The sequence below is a fragment of the Pedobacter aquatilis genome (assembly GCF_030409415.1).
Classification (GTDB): Bacteria; Bacteroidota; Bacteroidia; order Sphingobacteriales; family Sphingobacteriaceae; genus Pedobacter; species Pedobacter aquatilis.
In genome coordinates this window covers 689,172-707,825 of sequence record NZ_JAUFPW010000012.1, presented here as the reverse complement: position 1 = coordinate 707,825, position 18,654 = coordinate 689,172, and the positions used below count along the sequence as shown (strand labels likewise).

The window sequence follows — 18,654 nt, the reverse complement described above, 5'->3', positions numbered from 1 at the left end:
CTAATAATCTTCAACAATAGTTACAGCCGGAGGAATGGTTTGTCCGTGGTTTTGAGCCATTACTTGTAAAGCCTGGGTTTCATTATCATTGCTAATCGACATCATGCGCATTGCTTGATTTTTTTCTCTTCGCTCAACAGAATATGTTGTTTCATCCAATGGATTAAAATCGTAATCAAGATAACTTCCATCAACAGTTTTAATTTTTAATGTAGGTATCATTATTAAAGTGTGTTTCTCTGCAAAGTCTTTAGGTATTGAAGTATCATTGCCAAAAACATCCCAATCCTGAATTTTGGGGTAAGCAGCATAGTAAAAACGCAACCCCAATCTATCATCCGTAATGTGCTGCTGCACTTTTACACTCTCTAATTCAATATCGCTTATAAATTTCTTCAAGGTTTTGAAATCAAACCAAACAGAATGTGCATCATTTATGCCCAAAGTTTTGTTTATCACCTCCAGCTGAACATTTCGATAATTATCTACCATTTTCTGAATAGCCTTTTGCGACATCGTATTTGGCTTTGTAGAACCATGTTCTTTTTTCGTACCACCGAAAAGTTTTTGAATTAAGTAAACTGCAATTGCTCCTATAAAGAATGCAATAATGTAACTAAATGTTGGGTTCGATTCCATAGTTTTTTGGTTTTTATTAAAGTTAACTTTTATTCTCAAATGTGATAAAACTTTTATGCTTAAAACATGGGGTTTTCCCCATATTTCTGTAGTTGTTTTCACCAATTAAGAATTCGGTGCTTTTCCTACTGATTTTTAGTGAATTACCTACCAATTTTAAATGTGGTTTAGAAGAATTTTGGGTGTATTAAACTTCACCAATTTTAAGGAATAAACCGAAAATCCTGAACAGAGTAGGTACTAAATCAAAAACTAAAAATCATGTCAAAAACTTTAAAAAAAGAAGAAAAGGTAGAATACACAGGTAGATATCTGGTATTATTACCTGAGGGTTCGAACACATCGGATTCTATTAACCAAATTAATTCGATTAGCGGGCTGAATTTAAAAAGCTCTTTAGAATTCGAAAATGAATTTTTTACCGATAAAGACCTCGCCAAAGCCGATGGAATTATTCTAGATAAACTGGGGATTGCAATTGTTAACGAAAAACCGAAACTTGAAAACAACATCAGCAGCTTTGGCGATAACCAAATGATTGTAGAGAAAGAAACTGTTGTTTATGCAATTGGGATGCTTGACGAAAGCACTCAAAACTATGTTGAAGGCTACAGAGATGCCATAAACCAAATTGCAAACGTTTTGGTTGGTCAGGAAATCGATGAATCGAGTTACACTGAGCAAGAATCGGAAGTTGAATCTGTTGGTGCAACCTGGGGGTTAAAAGCAACAAATGTAGTACCTACAAACTTTTTAAGATACAACCCTTACAATGGTGCAGGTATTAAAGTAGCAATTTTAGATACAGGCTTTGATTTTGCACATCCAGATTTTGCTGGTCGCCCGGTTGTACACCAAAGCTTTATTGCCGGAGAAACTACACAAGATGGGCACGGACACGGTACGCATTGTACAGGCACAGCTTGTGGACCGTTAAGTTCTCCATCAGCTGCTGAAAGATACGGTATTGCTTATGCTGCAAGTATTTACATCGGCAAAGTATTAAGCAATGGAGGTTCTGGTGGCGACGGAGGTATTTTAGCCGGTATTAACTGGGCAATTGCAAATCGTTGCGAAGTAGTGAGCATGTCGTTAAGAGGTTTTGTTAGTGGAACTGGTTATTCAGCTGTTTTTGAAACCGCAGCAGCCAGAGCTTTAGCACAAGGCACTTTAATAATTGCGGCTGCAGGTAACGATTCTGCCAGACCAGGAACAGTTAGACAGGTTATGCACCCTGCAAATTGTCCATCGATAATGGCTGTAGGCGCTGTTGATGTAAACATGAATGTTGCCAGTTTCTCAAACGGTGGCTTATATCCTACTTACGGCGCTGTTGATATTGCTGCGCCTGGTGTTGGCGTTTATTCATCAACAAAATTACCAACCAAATATGCAACCTGGAATGGTACGAGTATGGCTACGCCTCACGTTGCAGGAATTGCGGCGCTTTGGGCACAAGCATCGGGTTTGCGTGGCATAAACTTATGGAGAAAACTAACTTCAACAGCAAAAGCATTATCTTCGCCGGCAAGAGATGTTGGCGCAGGTTTAGTGCAGGCGCCAACAAAAAACAGGTTAATAAAATTTCCAATTGACAGGATTCCGATTGATAGATTTCCACTTGAAAAAGTGCCAATTTTGGTAAATCCAAGATTCCCTATCGACCCAATTGGACCAATTGAAAGAATAATAAGATGAAATCGAAATGGTTAATATCCGTTAAGGATGGTAGTTTAGGAACCGTTACAAATGAGCTAAAAAAACTGGGTGTTAAAAGCGTAGAAACACTTGAATCTATTGGCGTAATTATGGTTGTTCCAACTAACCAAAAAATGGCAGATATAAAAAAAATTAATGGCGTATTAAGTGTTGAGGAAGAAAGGGACGTTAACATTTAGCCACAACCATTCTGTTTTAATTATAAACGATGCTGCATAATCTGTAGCATCGTTTTTTGTTTTAGTCTTTAGTAAAACATAAACAGTTGCACATTTTTGGCAAGTTAAACCCGATTGCAGCGAGCATCCCGAATTTTCGGGATAAAGCGTAAAGCGGGGCTGAAGAAACCAATTAGCACTGAAATTGATTTTCAAAAAATATTTTGAACCACCTTACATACCTAAGATAGTTAGTTAGCAACTTTAAAACGCTTATCAAAAACCTTTTACCTTTTACCGCTTACCTTTTACCTTATTTATTATCTTTGCCTCCATTATGGCTCAAAAGAATAACGACGAACAATTTAAAAATGTAATATCACACGCTAAGGAATACGGTTTTGTGTTTCAAAGCAGCGAAATATATGATGGCTTAAGTGCCGTTTACGATTACGGCCAGTTGGGTGCCGAGTTAAAAAACAACATTAAAACATATTGGTGGAAAGCCATGGTTCAGATGCATGAAAATATTGTAGGGATTGATTCTGCAATTTTCATGCACCCGAAAGTTTGGAAAGCGAGCGGACACGTTGATGGTTTTAACGACCCGATGATTGATAATAAAGATTCGAAAAAACGTTATCGTGCCGACCAGTTATTGGAAAATAAAATTGATGAGTTATATTCTGAATTAGCCAATTTCTCTGGAGAAAACAAAGCTAAATTCGAGGAGTTTCAGCAAGAAATTTTAGGTTTAAGTGATGAAGGACAAGCAGCCTGGATTCCAAGTTTTAAAGATGAGGAAGGAATTTTAGATAATGCTAAGTATCCATTTGTTGATGAGGCAAGCTGGAGATTTGTGAAAAAAGGTTTGGCGCTTGAGGTTGAGATGAATTTAGCGCTCAAATCTGAAAACTTAGCACTGCTGAAAGATTTAATTGTTGATTATAAAGTTATCTGCCCAATATCTAAAACATCCAACTGGACGGATGTTCGCCAGTTTAACCTGATGTTTAGCACGCAATTTGGTGCAATGGCAGAAGGAAGCGATGAGGTTTATCTTCGTCCGGAGACGGCACAAGGTATTTTTGTAAACTTTTTAAATGTTCAAAAATCGGGAAGAATGAAAATTCCTTTCGGTATTGCGCAAATTGGTAAGGCTTTTAGAAATGAAGTGATTGCCCGCCAGTTTATTATGCGTATGCGTGAGTTTGAGCAAATGGAAATGCAATTTTTCGTTCGCCCGGGTGAAGACAAAAAATGGTTTGAATATTGGAAAGAGGCCCGTTTAAAATGGCATAAAGCTTTAGGAACATCTTCTGAAAAATACCGTTACCACGACCATGTTAAATTGGCTCATTACGCCAATGCCGCAACGGATATTGAATTTGAATTCCCGTTCGGATTTAAAGAGGTTGAAGGTATTCACAGTAGAACTGATTTCGATTTAACGCAGCACCAGGAGTTTTCGGGTAAGAAAATGCAATATTTCGACAACGATTTAAATGAAGAAGGTAAGCCTTATGGAAATTATGTTCCTTACGTTATCGAAACTTCAATTGGTTTAGACCGCATGTTCTTATTAACCATGATTAATGCCTTTGAAGAACAAGATTTAAGTATAGAAGAAAAGCAAGATAGCCGTACTTTACTGCGTTTACACCCTGCTTTAGCACCTTATAAAGTTGCAGTTTTCCCTTTAACTAAAAAAGATGGTTTGCCAGAAAAAGCCCGTGAAATTATGGATACTTTGAAATTCGATTTCAACTGTATTTATGAAGAAAAAGACGCAATCGGTAAACGTTACCGCCGTCAGGATGCAGTTGGAACACCTTTCTGTATTACTGTTGACCACCAAAGTTTAGAAGATAGTACGGTTACGATTCGTCATCGCGATAGCATGGAGCAAGAACGTGTTGCTATTGCTGATTTGGGAAATATTGTTGGAAATGCAGTAAGTTGGAAAAAACTATTGGCTTAAGTTTTTACCACCTTAGACATTTAAGGCAGATTTATAATATTTAACCGCAAGTTAACCACTTGCGGTTTTTTTATGCGAAAAACATCAATCGATTGAAATTAAGTTTTCGAGACTAATGCCAAGCTTTGATTTAGTTGTGATGTAAAAGCTTCTAACCTTTTCGCTAATTTAGATATCATAACCTAATCAAATGAACAAGAAAGTCTCTTCTCTTTTATTATTGATATTTTTTACGACGGTTGCTCTCGCTCAACCTAAAAACTCAAGGTTTAAAATCATTGCTTTTTATACTGGTAAAAGTGATTTAGCGCACATCAGTTTTGTAAAGGAGGCAAATCAATACTTTCCAAAAATAGCAGTAAAAAATAACTTCAGTTATGATTATACCTCAAATTGGGAGAATTTAAACTCAAAATTTTTATCAAAATATCAAGTAGTTTTATTTTTAGATACCAGACCAGAACAACCTGAACAACGAGAAGCTTTTCAGAAATACATGGAAAATGGTGGCGCATGGATGGGCTTTCATTTCTCGACATTTGCTTTAGAAAAATCTGCATACGATATGAACTGGAATTGGTATCATAACACCTTTTTAGGCTCTGGGAGTTATGGCAGCAACACATGGCGACCAACATCTGCAGTTTTAAAAGTAGAAGATAAAACTCATCCTGTTGTTAAAAATTTGCCAGAAACATTTAAAGTTCAGCCAAATGAATGGTATAGCTGGCAAAATGATTTAAGGAAAAATTCGGATATAAAAATTTTATTAGCAATAGATTCGACAAGTTTCCCGTTAGGAACAGGCCCTAAAACCCACGAAATTTGGCAAGACGGTTATTATCCAGTTGTATGGACAAACAAAAATTATAAAATGGTTTATGTAAATATGGGTCATAACGACATGGATTATGAACACAAATACGATAATACTAACAAAACAATTTCTTATACCTTTGATAATGAAATTCAAAATAAGATGATTTTAAACAGCGTGATTTGGTTAGGCACAGGTAAAAAAGTAAAGTAGAAATCAAATTTAATTTCTTCTGTTTTATATTTGATTTGCTAATCAAGAGATATTATGAAAATCCCTCAAAAATTCTTTGCCCGCCAACATGAAATTGCTGCCGATTATTTAATAGAATTAGATAAACATCTTGCTGATATTGTTTCGGGCCGGGCAACTGAAATGTTCGAGGTTAGGGATTTTGCTGAAATATTGCACGTTCATCCAACCCATTTTAGCAATACAATTAAAGCGGCAACTGGCCATTCTCCTTGCTTTTTTTTCGAAGAACGTTTAATGGAAATTTCTAAATCGATGTTGCAAAATGTGAGTACACCAATTTCTGAAATTGCCAGAATCTTAACTTACGATCCATCAAACTTCACAAAGTTTTTCAAACACTTTTCGGGGCAAACGCCTAAACAATACCGTGAAGCTTATTTCCAATCGCTTGCAGTAAAAAAGGAAGTTTTCACCATATAAAACTTAAGTACTCACCATTTTTCCTTAACATGTCACCATTTTTACAGTCATTTTCCATTTAACTTTGTTTATCAAATTAAAAAGAAAATGGAAAAACAAAATAAAATTGTACTTGTAACCGGTGGCAGTCGTGGTTTGGGTAAAAATGCAGCCGTTCACTTGGCTAAAAAGGGCTTAAACGTTATTGTAACTTATCAATCTAAAAAAGAAGATGCCGATAAAACTGTAGAAGAATTAGAAGAAATTGGCGTTAAGGCCGCTGCTTTGCAATTAAATGTAGCGGACAACAAAACATTCGATGCTTTTTTTGAAGAAGTGAAATCAGTATTAAAATCGGTTTTTAACGTAGAAAAGTTTGATTATTTAGTTAACAACGCTGGAATTGGAATTTACAATTCATTTGCAGAAACAACTGAAGAACAATTCGACACATTGGTAAACATTCATTTTAAAGGTGCATTCTTTTTAACTCAAAAAGCATTGGCGGTTTTAAATGATGGTGGCGGCATTGTTAATGTATCAACCGGATTGGCTCGTTTCGCATTGCCTGGTTATGCCGCTTATGCATCAATGAAAGGCGCAATGGAAACGCTTACTAAATACCAGGCAAAGGAATTAGGCGCAAGAGGAATAAATGTAAATATTGTTGCTCCTGGCGCTATAGAAACCGATTTTGGCGGCGGAACAGTCCGCGATAACGCTGATGTTAACAAACACATTGCGGCTCAAACTGCTTTAGGCAGAGTTGGTTTACCGGATGATATTGGTGGCGTAGTTGCCTTTTTATGTACTGAAGAAGCCAAATGGATAAATGCACAGCGCATAGAAGCATCAGGTGGTATGTTTTTGTAAAATCTTACTTCAAAAAACCCTCACAAATATTGAGGGTTTTTTGTTTAAAACCACACTGTTTTGCTACGCTCAAAAAATAAATAAAACTTCAAGGCGTTATCAATAAAAAACCACACATGCTTCGCCTTTGTATTTTCTCCTTAATCACATTTTTATGTATAAATATAACATTTGCACAACGGTGGACAGATGCCGAATTTAAGCGAGCAAATACTGGAGCAAATGCAGATTACTTAACCAGCGAAGAAAAAAACACACTCTTATACATGAATCTTATTCGTATTGATGGCGAAAAATTTTACTATACATTTCTCGAAGATTACATCAATAATTATAACGAAAAAGTTAAAAAATATAGAAACTACAACGAGTTAAAGATTTCCCGCAACAATTCGTACTACACATCATTGCTTAAACATGTTAGAGGTATTAAAAATCTGCCCATGTTTTATCCCGATGAGAAATTAAGTTCGATAAGCAGAAATCATGCTGTAGATTTAAACCGGAATAACATCGATACACACGAAAGTAGTAATGGTGAATCCTTTGCAAGCAGAGTTTCAAAACATTTCCCTAAGAAAGCCATGAGCGAAAACATAGATTTTGGCTACTCAAACAGCTTAGATATTGTTTGTCACCTGCTATTGGATTGTGGCGTTCCGTCTCTTGGGCACAGGCAAAACCTGCTCGATCAGAAATACAAGTTAAATACCGTAGGTATAAGTATTCAGCCGCATCCATCATATAGTTGGTGTGCAGTAATCGATTTTGTTGCGCAGCCAGCAGCAAGCATAAATAGCCGTTAGCAATCATTAATTAACAACACTGGCAAAACCAATATTTTTGCTACTTATAACTGTAATCAAATCGGTAAATAAATTACCTTTGCAAGCACAAAGCCCAACTATGCGAAAACTCATCCTTGCCATAATCGATTTTTTCTATCCACCTTTCAAGGGTTTTATTTCTCAACATAATTTTAGGTATTTAGCAACAGGCGGGAGTACATGGCTTTTAGGCATAGTAGTTTATTGGTTGGCCTTTCACTATCTCTTTTTAACAGAAGATGTAAATCTTCTTCTTTTCACGGTAAAAAGAGAAACAGCAGCGTTAATTGCAGATTTTATGGTGGTTATACCATACAGCTTTTTGCTAAACAGATATGTAATTTTTACACATAGCGAAGTAAAGGCACATATTCAGTTACTGCGTTTTCTAAATTTAAATTTTATAAACATTTTGCTAACCTACGTTATGCAGAAGTTCTTTATCGAATATTTAGGTATTTACCCAACCATATCTAAAGTGGCAGTTTCAGTATTAATTGCAGGTTTCAGTTACCTGTATCAGCATTATTTTACTTTTAGTGTAAAGAAACTGGGTGCAAAAAAAACAAAGAAATAATTTAGAAAATCAAGTTTTAGAGCAATTCGGTTAACTCAGTCCCGCCCCCGTTTCAAGTCCTCGGCTCGTGCCTCGCCTTGCGGGCTTTTTCACTTTGGTCGGGTTTAGGTGGCGCAAATGCTGCTACTATTTACGTTTACAAATAGGGCGCAAAACTGTGCGTATGCGTTAACAGCATAAGCCGAAGTAAATAAACGGGATGGAAGCGATATCCTTTTTTGCCTTTGATAAAAGTGGCAAAGTTTCTCGAGCACATAAGTAAATCGATCTAGTAATTTGAAGTTCGTGCAAAAAAGATTTAGCGAACAGCCCGACTGCTTTCTCTTAAGTATTGCTGAAAATCGTTTTCAAAAAACAATAAGCTCTTGATAAATAATAATATATAGTCTTATATTTTCTTAGATGCCTTAGATGGTCGAAAAACTCGCCAATTATTTCTGAAAGGCGTTAATTAATAGGCGCAATTCTTGATAAGGTAAAGCTAACATCATAACTTAGCCTTTGACCAACTTATTTTCAGATTACCGATGAGCCATTTTAATGATTTTAATAATGCGCAGGTAGCTAAATTGCCCAATCATTTAAAGCAATTTATTGTTGCCCAGAATTACGAAAAATATACCCCAATTGACCAAGCCGTTTGGCGTTATGTGATGCGTCAAAATTATAGTTACCTAAAAAATGTTGCTTATTATCCATATATAAAAGGGCTGCAAAGGGCTGGGTTAAGTATAGAATACATCCCCGATTTGCAAACCATGAACGATAATTTAGGCAAAATTGGTTGGGGCGCTGTAACAGTTGATGGTTTTATTCCGCCAGCTGCTTTTATGGAATATCAAGCTTACCGGGTTTTGGTTATCGCTGCCGATATTCGCCAGATTAATCATATTGAATACACACCAGCACCAGATATTATTCATGAAAGTGCCGGACATGCGCCTATTATTGCCGATACCGATTACAATAACTATTTAAGTTATTTTGGTTCTATTGGCGCTAAAGCCATGTTTTCGGCAAAAGATTTTGAACTTTATGAAGCTATTAGGAAGCTTTCTATTTTAAAGGAAGCAAATGATGCTGATGAAGCGCAAATTGTAAAAGCTGAAAAGGAATTGCGCTTTATTAGCGAAAATATGGGCGAACCTTCAGAAATGGCTTTGCTTGGTCGCTTGCACTGGTGGACCGTTGAATATGGCTTAATTGGGACTTTAGAAAACCCAAAGATTTATGGCGCAGGTTTACTTTCTTCAATCGGTGAAAGTGCATCGTGTATGCAAAACAATGTAAAAAAACTTTGGTACAATATCGATACGATTAATTACCAGTACGATATTACGAAAACACAACCGCAGCTTTTTGTTACACCTACTTTCCAAAATCTTATTGATGTTTTAGAAAGTTTTGCTGATACCATGGCTTTCAGACGTGGTGGCACAGAAAGTATTATGAAAGCGATTTCATGCAAAAGTGTTGCAACGGCGGTTTACAGTTCTGGTCTACAGGTTAGTGGGGTATTTACTGATGTTGGCATAGATGCTGCCGATGAATTGACATTTGTAAAAACCACAGGCGCAAGCGCCTTAGCTGTAAATGGGAAACAATTAGAAAATCATGGAAAAAATTATCATGCCGATGGTTTTTCATCGCCAGTGGGTAAACTTAAAAACAGCTTAAAACCATTGGAAGATTATACGGAAACAGATTTAAAATCAGCAGGAATAATACTCAACCTGCCAGCCACTTTAGTTTTTGACAGTGGAATAAAAGTAACTGGAATGGCAAAAAACATCTTAAAAGCGAAAGAAAAAATTATTTTAATAACTTTTGAAAATTGTACCGTAACCGAAGAAAAAGGCAACATATTGTTTAAACCTGAATGGGGCAATTACGATATGGCCGTTGGCAAAAAAATTGTTTCGGTATTTAATGGCGCAGCAGATAAAGATGCGTACGAAGAAGTTACACTGATTAGTCAGGAGAAAACGCATAAGGTTTATTATGATGATAAAACCATCCAATTGCACCAACTGTATGACACGGTTAGAGCGATTAGGACAACAAATACCGGTTTGGAACAACTAAGCTCAATATTTGAAACATTAAAAACGCAGCATAGGCAAGATTGGCTTTGTAGTTTAGAAATTTTGGAATTGGTTTTTCATAAAAAAATTTACCATCAACTTGAAAAGGAAATTACGATTTACCTTGAAATTAAAGCAGGTAAAGAGCCTGAGCTTACAAAACTAATTCACGATGGTTTGCATGTTATTAAAAATCCGGTTTCGCAGCTAATAGGCGATTAGTTAACTTTGCATTTTACGATAAAGAAATAAGATGAACATTATAATTACAGGTGCAAGCAGTGGTATTGGTTTCGAAACTGCATTAGAACTTAGTTTACAAAACAATAATAAAATTGTAGCTATTGCCCGTACAGCTGATAAATTGCGCAAGCTTTTAGAAATTGCAAGGAGCATTAACCCCGATTGTACTTTATTTCCCGTTGAATTTGATATTGTTAATGATGATTATGCTGCTTTAATTCCTTTTTTAAAGGAGCGTTTAGGCACAATTGATATTCTAATAAACAATGCTGGTGCATTAATAAACAAGCCATTTCTGGAAACTACCGAGGAAGATTTAGGCGAAATGTTTCAAAGTAACGTTGTTGCTCATTTCAGAATGATACAAAATACAATTCCTTTGATGCAAGCCGGTACGCATATTGTAAATATCGGTAGTATGGGTGGTTTTCAAGGTAGTGTTAAGTTTCCGGGTTTATCTGCCTATTCGGCAAGTAAGGCAGCATTGCATACTTTAACCGAATGCTTAGCGTTTGAACTTGCTGAAAGTGGCATAAAAGTGAATTGCCTGGCTTTAGGTTCAGCACAAACAGAAATGTTAGAGGCGGCTTTTCCTGGTTATGAAAGCCCGGTAATGGCATTTGAAATGGGAAAATATGTAGCTGATTTTGCAAAAACCGGACATAAATTTTTTAATGGAAAAATATTACCAGTTGCAGTAACTACTCCGTAAGTGCTTAAATATTGAAAATTATTTGTTATTTAGAGTATTGATAATCAATAAACTAAAACAAACTATATGGAAACAAATAATCCCTTTCAAACAAATCCAGTGTCAACTGATAATGGCAAAACTGCTGCTATTGTAAGCTATTTTTGGTTTATAGGTTGGTTAATTGCCTATTTTGCTATGTATAAAGATAACAAAACCGAATTGGCTCGTTATCAATTAAGGCAAACACTATTATTTCATATTGCTACAACCGTTGTAAGTTGGGGTTTGGGTATCTTATTTGGTCTTTTAATATTTACCACAGGCGGTTTTTCAATTTACTATGTATTAAGAGCGATTCAAGTTGGCTTTTTTATTTTGTGGATAATTGGTTTAATTGGCGCTATTAATGGAGAGAAGAAACCAATTCCGTTTATCGGCGAAAGAGCACAGGCGATGTTCCCAAGCATATAATTAACTTATTTCTACATTCTGAATTAAGCAAATTCAGAATGTAGTTTTTGTGCTCATTTTCAACAATTTAATTGGCTAAAAATATTTTTTCTATATTTGCGCCCAACATATGAAGAAAATATTAGTAGTAATTTCGTTTTTCATTTTGTCTGCAAGCGCAGTGAAAGCCCAAACCCAATTGCCAGTCCAATATCAGGAACTGGTTAAAAAGTTAAGCGAAAATCTCCCAAAAAATATCCAGGAAGCTCAAAAAAATCCTGCTTCAACAAATTCTACGAGTCTTATTGATTTTGCTAAAAGCATGTTAGGCATACCCTATCGTTATGCAACCAGCAATCCAAAAGTTGGTTTTGATTGCTCTGGATTTGTAAGTTATGTGTTCAGTAACTTTGGTTTTAAGGTGCCACGTTCATCAAGAGAATTTAGCACTACCGGAAAAACTACTACCCTTACCAATGCTAAAGTCGGCGATGTACTTTTATTTACCGGAAGTAATTCAAGAGTAAGGAGAATTGGCCATGTGGGTATTATTTATTCTATTGATGATGATGGCATTAAGTTTATACATTCATCATCTGGAAAAGCAAAAGGTGTAACCATTACCGAATTAGATGGCCACTACCGTACTCGGTTTATGAAAGTGGTTAGCATCCTTTAATCTTTCTTCATATATTTCCACATTCTTGGTTTGCCATCTGCAATCCATTCTAAAGCGGTTTCTAATCTTCTTTGCTTAGTTGTATCCGTTTTGGCTTCTTCCAACCACAGAACGTAATCTTTTTTGTTAGAATTACTGAAATTTTGGAATACTGCCAATGCTTTGGGGTCTTCCTGTAATGCATCAATAAAATATTGAGGAACAACTAGCTCTTTCTGAGCAGTCTTTGGCTTTGCAGGCAATTTTATCCCATCTTCATTTAACTGTACTGCTTGCTGAATGTAAGCCATTAAAACATCATCTTCAGGCAAATCATCAAACGATTTTATTTTGCCAAGTAAACCCATCGCTTCGTTTCGTTCCTTAAAAATACTGAACTCATCTTCAATTAACGAACCTTTCCAAAAGCCAAAAACACAATGGTTTTTAAAAGAAGCCATGTGGCAAACCGTTCCTTTGTATTCAAAAAACGGCATACTCCATTTCATCTTTTCTTCAATACGAGCATCTGCCATATGTACCAAATGTCGAAGATGCTCTAAAATAGGAATCGCGAAAGCAGCGGAATTAGCAATATATTGGTCTACAGCAACGATTGTTTTCATTACAATTTATTTTTAAAGTAAAACAATTTTTAAGGCTAGCGCTACCTCGTCATTATGCAAAAAGGTTTTAGCCAATTCATGCAACTCCCTTTCTCTATTTGTCGCATCGCCAATGGTTGCATCCAAAACTTCTTTAACTTCCGGCAGCTGACTTACCAAGTCAATTTCATCATCAGTTGGTAAATGCTCCACATTACCCAACATACCTAAATCATTTCCGGATAATACTTTTGATAACCTAACCGATTGCGGCAAACTATCAACGCCGATACCTAATTTAGCCAATGGTTTGGCAACTTTAAACAAGTTTTCAGCTGTAACCCTGCAATACCAATCGCCACCTAAACGGGCAACTAAATCAATTTTTTCCTGGTCAATTTTACCAGCGGCATCCAAGATATTTTCGTTAATATGAATAAGTTTTATTTCGGCCAGAATTAAATTACCAGCGCCATGATTTTCACCCAATGGAATTACTTGATTAATTACACATTCAAATTGCACAGGCGCTTCAGCAACGCGTGGTGGTTTCACCAAATCAGATTGCAGCATGGTAAAACCGGCCTTTTCAAATTCATTAACGCCTTTTGCATATTCTGTACTAGCCAAACTCATTTGTTGTACCATGCTGTAATCAACAATATTTATAACGCATTCCTTTACTTGCAAAACATTTTCCAGCGTATGCTTGGTGGTATTATCACGTACCCTCCTGGCCGGCGAAAAAATGCAAATCGGCGGCTTTGTACTGAACATATTAAAAAAGCTAAACGGGCTTAAATTAATATTTCCATCGCTATCTATTGTTGATGCAAAGCAAATTGGCCGTGGCGCAATCGCATACTGCAAATAATCTTGTAATTGAACGGCAGATAAATTTTCGGCTTGTAATGTAACCACGATTTTGTATTTATAAATAACGGTTTATTTTTTTGAAAAGCATATACAAAAGCTTTTATGATTGTTAGTCCCGCCATACGCATTATCTTTTTTGGGAATGGTATTGCTAAACTATAATTAATACCGCAAAAAAGGATAATTGCTGCTGTCGGGTTTATGATAGAAAGGTAAACCTAAGTAACCTAAACCTGATAGCAGCGGAAATACTTTTTATTGCAACAACTTAAATTAACTGTCATGTTGAGGCACGAAGCATCTGTTGACGATAAAATAGATGCTTCGTGCCTCAGCACAACAGATTTATAAAAAGATTGAAGCGAATAGCAGGACTGATGTAACCCAAAAGTTCCAATCCCTACTTTTCGAATTATATTACTTTTTAAGCGCCAAAATTGAAAAATCGGTATCGGCTTTTGTTATTGTATTTGTAAGCGCACCCAAACCTGTAATTTCCATTTCAACTACATCACCAGGTTGCAGCCATTGGGTTTTATAATTCGGATCGTTCAACAAACCTGTCCCATTTAACTCCAGGAAACAACCTGTACCAACGGTTCCGGAGCCAATTACATCGCCAGGTAAAATATCTGCGCCATAAGCGCAACGTTCTATAATTTCGGCAAATGTCCAGTCCATATCGGCGGCATTACCTTTAGAAACTTCAATTCCGTTAACGCGGCAAGTCATTTTTAAGTCGTACGCATTGCCTACATGACCATCTTTAGCCACAACTTTATATTGTTCTAATTCATCAGGCGTTACCAACCACGGACCAATAACGGTAGAAAAATCCTTGCCTTTCGCCGGACCTAAATTCAACAGCATTTCTTCCATTTGTAAAGTTCTGGCACTCATATCGTTCATCACCATGTAACCAGCAATGTATTCATCAGCCTCAGCAGCCCTTATGTTTCTACCTTTTTTGCCAATAACAATTGCAAGCTCCAACTCAAAATCTAGTTTTTCAAAATGGTCGGGCATACATTCAATTTCTCCTGTACCTTGAATGGCATTGTGGTTTGTAAAATAAAAAATTGGGTATTCATCAAACTGCGGAATCATATCCACCTTACGATTTCTACGAGCCGCAGCAACATGTTGTCTGAAAGCATAACCATCTCTGCAACTTGTTGGATGTGGAACCGGAGCTAAAATTTCGTAGAAAATCTCTTCTTTGGCCTGAATTACGCTGCTTTTTATATCAGAATCCACCTTTTTTGCTCTTTCCATTAGCACCTCGCCACCTTCCAGAAAATCTTTCATATTATCAGGAATTAGCTTATCGCAACTATTAAGATTATAAATATGTCCGTTATTGAAAATGCCAAGATGCTCACGGTCTTCGGTTTTGTAGGATACTAATTTCATATATGATTTGGTTAAAATACGTGGTAAAGCTAGTAAATTAGGGTAGTATTTGAATAAGTTAATGCATTAATTTAAGCTCGGTATATTTTTGTAAATCGCGTTTTATTAATGGAAAATCTTTGGCTTCTAATTTTTTGTAAAACCGTTTGTTTGCAAAAAGTTCGCCTGTAACCAATCCTAAGCAAACCCCAATAGGTGCACCAACAAATATTAAAACTGCAGTTTCAAGCGCATCAGGGTTATCTATGGCGAAAATTAAAAATATTGCTGCACCTGCAATAGCAAATGGCGCTACAACTCCTCGCCTGTGAATATAAAACTGATTAATATTTTCGGCCTTTAACAAACTCGTGTCTCCATTTTTCCTCACTAAAACTAATCCATTATCTTGAGCAGCATAGAAAAAACCTCGATGCTTTTTACCGCTATTTTCAACAATTTTAATTTTATATTTCCAATGTTTTTGAGCAAATAGCCCACAGGATATAGTTGAAAAGAGTAAAAGCATCATGAAAAATTTCATAGATAAATTGACTAGACTTAAATATAAAAATTTCATCTTATAAATAAAATCACTAATTTAGCGTCATCAAAACCATGATTTTAAAAGCATTACATATCAATTTGGTGAACGACGCAATTGCTGCACGTCGCTATAAAATGCTATCTAAATTAATCATGGCTCAATATTCTCTGTAATTTTCTTTTACACTTTATTTGATTAAAACGCATTGCTGTTTTGATTGTTTATTACTAAAGATTTTTTTCTAACCATAACATAATTAATATGCCTGTTTATCATAAAATGGGGCAAATTCCTGCAAAGCGACATACGGTTTTTCGTAAACCTGATGGAAATTTGTATGCTGAAGAATTGGTATCTACAGAAGGTTTTTCAAGCCTTTATTCACTTGTTTACCATTGCCATCCACCCACAATTGTAAAACACTTAGGTGAGCCTTTTAATGTTGAGCCAAAAATTGCCCGCGAAAAGCACCTTAAACATACTAGCCTAATAGGCTTTAAAATTAAGCCTGAAGATGATTTTTTGCAAAGCCGTAAACCTGTATTAGTTAACAGCGATTTACACATTGTATTAGCTGCGCCAAGAAAATCGATGACAGATTATTTCTACAAAAACAGCCAGGCTGATGAAATGATTTTTATACACGAAGGTTCGGGTAAGTTAAAAAGTGGTTTTGGAGAAATTAAGTTTGCTTATGGCGATTATTTAATCATTCCAAGAGGTACAATTTATCAAATGGAATTCGATACCGAGGAAAATCGTTTGTTTATAGTGGAAAGTTTTAGTCCGCTGAGAGCTCCAAAACGTTACTTAAACCAATATGGGCAGTTGATGGAACATGCACCATATTGCGAACGTGATTTGCGATTACCAGAAAATTTGCAAACACACGATGAATATGGTGATTTTAAAGTGCTGATTAAAAAACAAGGATTGATTTATCCTTACACTTACGGCACGCATCCATTCGACTATGTAGGTTGGGATGGTTATCATTACCCTTACGCATTTTCTATACACGATTTTGAGCCAATAACCGGCCGTTTACATCAACCACCACCAGTTCATCAAACCTTTGAAGGTCATAATTTTGTGGTTTGCTCGTTTGTTCCACGTAAATACGATTACCACCCAGATTCTATTCCTGCACCTTATAACCATAGTAATGTAGATAGCGATGAAGTTCTTTATTATGTCGATGGCGATTTTATGAGTCGGAAAAGTGTAGTTAAAGGACAAATCACTTTACATCCAGGTGGAATTCCTCATGGCCCACATCCAGGAACGGTAGAAAAATCAATAGGAAAGGAAAAAACTGATGAATTAGCTGTAATGATTGACCCTTTTAAACCTTTAATGTTAACGCAAGAAGCAATAGACATTGAAGATGAAAACTATTACAAAAGCTGGAAAGAACAATAAAAAGTCAGAAGTCTTTAGTCGGAAGACCGAAAGATAAAACACATAGATACAATATTTAATCATCCGAATTTCGGACTAATTTAAAACAAACATCATCCGACTTCGGACTTCCGACCTCGGACAAATTTCACAAAAAATGGAAACACTAACATTTGCAGAGAAAATATCTAAGGCACAAGATTTTCTGCCAATTAACGGAACAGATTATATAGAATTTTATGTTGGTAATGCTAAACAAGCAGCTCATTACTACAAAACGGCTTTTGGATTTCAAAGTTTAGCTTATGCCGGACCAGAAACTGGTGTAAGGGACAGAGCATCTTACGTTTTACAGCAAGGAAAAATCAGATTGATTTTAACTACTGCTTTAAAATCAGAACATTCAATTTCTGAGCATGTAAAAAAACATGGCGATGGCGTTAAAGTACTGGCGCTATGGGTTGATGATGCCTACAGTGCATTCGAGGAAACGACAAAACGTGGTGCAAAACCATACTTACAACCTCAAACTTTAGCAGATGAAAACGGTGAAGTAAGAATGAGCGGCATTTACACTTATGGTGAAACCGTTCATATGTTTATCGAACGCAAAAATTACAACGGCATTTTTATGCCTGGTTACCGTGCCTGGGAAAGCGATTACAAGCCTGCAGATGCAGGACTTTTATACATAGACCATTGTGTTGGAAATGTAGGCTGGAACAGAATGAATGAAGCGGTGCAATGGTATGAAGACGTAATGGGCTTTGTAAATATTTTATCCTTTGATGATAAACAAATTAATACCGAATACTCTGCTTTGATGAGTAAAGTGATGAGTAATGGAAATGGTTTTTCAAAATTCCCGATTAATGAGCCGGCAGAAGGAAAAAAGAAATCGCAAATTGAAGAATACCTAGAATATTACGAAGGCGAAGGCGTGCAGCATATCGCCGTTGCCACAAAAGATATTGTGACGACAGTTAAGGAACTAAAATCCAGAGGTGTTGAATTTTTAAGCGCCCCCCCCGAAGCTTATTATGATATGATGCCTGAAAGAGTAGGCAAAATTGATGAAGAAATTAAAATCCTTGAAGATTTAGGCATTTTGGTTGATTGTGATGAAGAAGGTTATTTACTACAAATTTTCACTAAACCAGTAGAAGACAGACCAACATTATTCTTTGAAATTATTCAGCGTAAAGGTGCACAAAGCTTTGGTGCAGGCAATTTTAAGGCACTTTTCGAATCTTTAGAGAGAGAACAGGAATTAAGAGGGAATTTGTAAAAGGGAGCAAGGAATAAAGAACAAGGATAAAAGAGCAAAGAGATAGGAATAAGAAACAATGATTAAGGATAAAAGATTAGGAACAAAGAGTAAGGAGTAAAGATGAAGGCTCACAGATTCAGCAACTAATCTTTATTCCTTGCTCCTTCATCCTTTATCCAATTTCTTCAC

19 protein-coding genes are annotated in these 18,654 nt (G+C 36.2%); 14 read left to right on the top strand and 5 right to left on the bottom strand.

Annotation, left to right across the window (positions count from 1 at the left end; translation table 11 throughout):
• Window positions 1-639, bottom strand: coding sequence for a hypothetical protein (locus QWY86_RS07170; RefSeq protein ID WP_290240266.1), 639 nt, complete (start codon window positions 637-639; stop codon window positions 1-3).
• 261 nt (window positions 640-900) lie between these two features.
• Here QWY86_RS07170 and QWY86_RS07165 point away from each other — a divergent pair, with 261 nt between their 5' ends.
• From QWY86_RS07165 to QWY86_RS07110, 12 genes are all read left to right on the top strand, one after another.
• On the top strand, window positions 901-2,337 hold the full coding sequence (locus tag QWY86_RS07165) for a S8 family peptidase (RefSeq protein ID WP_290240264.1): 1,437 nt from the start codon (window positions 901-903) through the stop codon (window positions 2,335-2,337).
• Entirely contained in the window at window positions 2,334-2,537 is a 204-nt protein-coding gene (locus QWY86_RS07160) for a hypothetical protein (protein ID WP_290240263.1), read from the top strand. The genes QWY86_RS07165 and QWY86_RS07160 overlap by 4 nt, the downstream gene beginning before the upstream one ends.
• A gap of 316 nt (window positions 2,538-2,853) precedes the next feature.
• Window positions 2,854-4,497 carry a glycine--tRNA ligase gene (locus QWY86_RS07155; protein ID WP_290240260.1) on the top strand — a complete coding sequence of 548 codons (1,644 nt, stop codon included), beginning with the start codon at window positions 2,854-2,856 and terminating at the stop codon, window positions 4,495-4,497.
• Between the two features lie 190 nt (window positions 4,498-4,687).
• Window positions 4,688-5,527, top strand: a complete 840-nt coding sequence (locus tag QWY86_RS07150; protein ID WP_290240258.1) for a ThuA domain-containing protein — start codon at window positions 4,688-4,690, stop codon at window positions 5,525-5,527.
• A gap of 54 nt (window positions 5,528-5,581) precedes the next feature.
• A complete protein-coding gene (locus QWY86_RS07145; protein WP_290240256.1) occupies window positions 5,582-5,989 on the top strand; it encodes a helix-turn-helix domain-containing protein in 408 nt (135 codons plus the stop codon).
• Window positions 5,990-6,076: 87 nt separating this feature from the next.
• Window positions 6,077-6,841: an SDR family NAD(P)-dependent oxidoreductase gene (locus tag QWY86_RS07140; protein WP_290240254.1), complete on the top strand. Its 765-nt coding sequence runs from the start codon at window positions 6,077-6,079 to the stop codon at window positions 6,839-6,841.
• Window positions 6,842-6,957: 116 nt separating this feature from the next.
• Window positions 6,958-7,647, top strand: a complete 690-nt coding sequence (locus QWY86_RS07135; RefSeq protein ID WP_290240252.1) for a CAP domain-containing protein — start codon at window positions 6,958-6,960, stop codon at window positions 7,645-7,647.
• A gap of 37 nt (window positions 7,648-7,684) precedes the next feature.
• Window positions 7,685-8,245 carry a GtrA family protein gene (locus tag QWY86_RS07130; protein WP_290240250.1) on the top strand — a complete coding sequence of 187 codons (561 nt, stop codon included), beginning with the start codon at window positions 7,685-7,687 and terminating at the stop codon, window positions 8,243-8,245.
• 527 nt (window positions 8,246-8,772) lie between these two features.
• Window positions 8,773-10,551 carry an aromatic amino acid hydroxylase gene (locus QWY86_RS07125; RefSeq protein WP_290240248.1) on the top strand — a complete coding sequence of 593 codons (1,779 nt, stop codon included), beginning with the start codon at window positions 8,773-8,775 and terminating at the stop codon, window positions 10,549-10,551.
• Window positions 10,552-10,582: 31 nt separating this feature from the next.
• Window positions 10,583-11,284, top strand: coding sequence for an SDR family NAD(P)-dependent oxidoreductase (locus tag QWY86_RS07120; RefSeq protein WP_290240246.1), 702 nt, complete (start codon window positions 10,583-10,585; stop codon window positions 11,282-11,284).
• Between the two features lie 66 nt (window positions 11,285-11,350).
• On the top strand, window positions 11,351-11,737 hold the full coding sequence (locus QWY86_RS07115) for a DUF4870 domain-containing protein (protein WP_290240244.1): 387 nt from the start codon (window positions 11,351-11,353) through the stop codon (window positions 11,735-11,737).
• Between the two features lie 109 nt (window positions 11,738-11,846).
• Window positions 11,847-12,395, top strand: coding sequence for a C40 family peptidase (locus QWY86_RS07110; protein WP_290240242.1), 549 nt, complete (start codon window positions 11,847-11,849; stop codon window positions 12,393-12,395).
• Here QWY86_RS07110 and QWY86_RS07105 read toward each other — a convergent pair.
• From QWY86_RS07105 to QWY86_RS07090, 4 genes are all read right to left on the bottom strand, one after another.
• Window positions 12,392-13,000 carry a YdeI/OmpD-associated family protein gene (locus QWY86_RS07105; RefSeq protein WP_290240240.1) on the bottom strand — a complete coding sequence of 203 codons (609 nt, stop codon included), beginning with the start codon at window positions 12,998-13,000 and terminating at the stop codon, window positions 12,392-12,394. The two genes, QWY86_RS07110 and QWY86_RS07105, sit on opposite strands and share 4 nt — an antisense overlap.
• Window positions 13,001-13,012: 12 nt before the next feature.
• Complete coding sequence (locus tag QWY86_RS07100; protein WP_290240239.1) at window positions 13,013-13,900, bottom strand: flavin reductase family protein; 888 nt, start codon at window positions 13,898-13,900, stop codon at window positions 13,013-13,015.
• A 372-nt stretch (window positions 13,901-14,272) separates the two neighbouring features.
• Window positions 14,273-15,268 (bottom strand): fumarylacetoacetate hydrolase family protein, encoded by a 996-nt coding sequence (locus tag QWY86_RS07095; RefSeq protein WP_290240237.1) that lies wholly within the window; start codon window positions 15,266-15,268, stop codon window positions 14,273-14,275.
• 58 nt (window positions 15,269-15,326) lie between these two features.
• Complete coding sequence (locus QWY86_RS07090; protein ID WP_290240234.1) at window positions 15,327-15,827, bottom strand: hypothetical protein; 501 nt, start codon at window positions 15,825-15,827, stop codon at window positions 15,327-15,329.
• Between the two features lie 228 nt (window positions 15,828-16,055).
• Between QWY86_RS07090 and QWY86_RS07085 the strand changes: the two genes are divergently transcribed.
• Window positions 16,056-17,216: a homogentisate 1,2-dioxygenase gene (locus QWY86_RS07085; protein ID WP_290240232.1), complete on the top strand. Its 1,161-nt coding sequence runs from the start codon at window positions 16,056-16,058 to the stop codon at window positions 17,214-17,216.
• A gap of 136 nt (window positions 17,217-17,352) precedes the next feature.
• The gene (gene hppD, locus QWY86_RS07080; RefSeq protein ID WP_290240230.1) at window positions 17,353-18,483 is read left to right on the top strand and encodes a 4-hydroxyphenylpyruvate dioxygenase; all 1,131 of its coding nucleotides are present in this window, start codon (window positions 17,353-17,355) and stop codon (window positions 18,481-18,483) included.
• The last annotated feature ends 171 nt before the right edge of the window (window positions 18,484-18,654 follow it).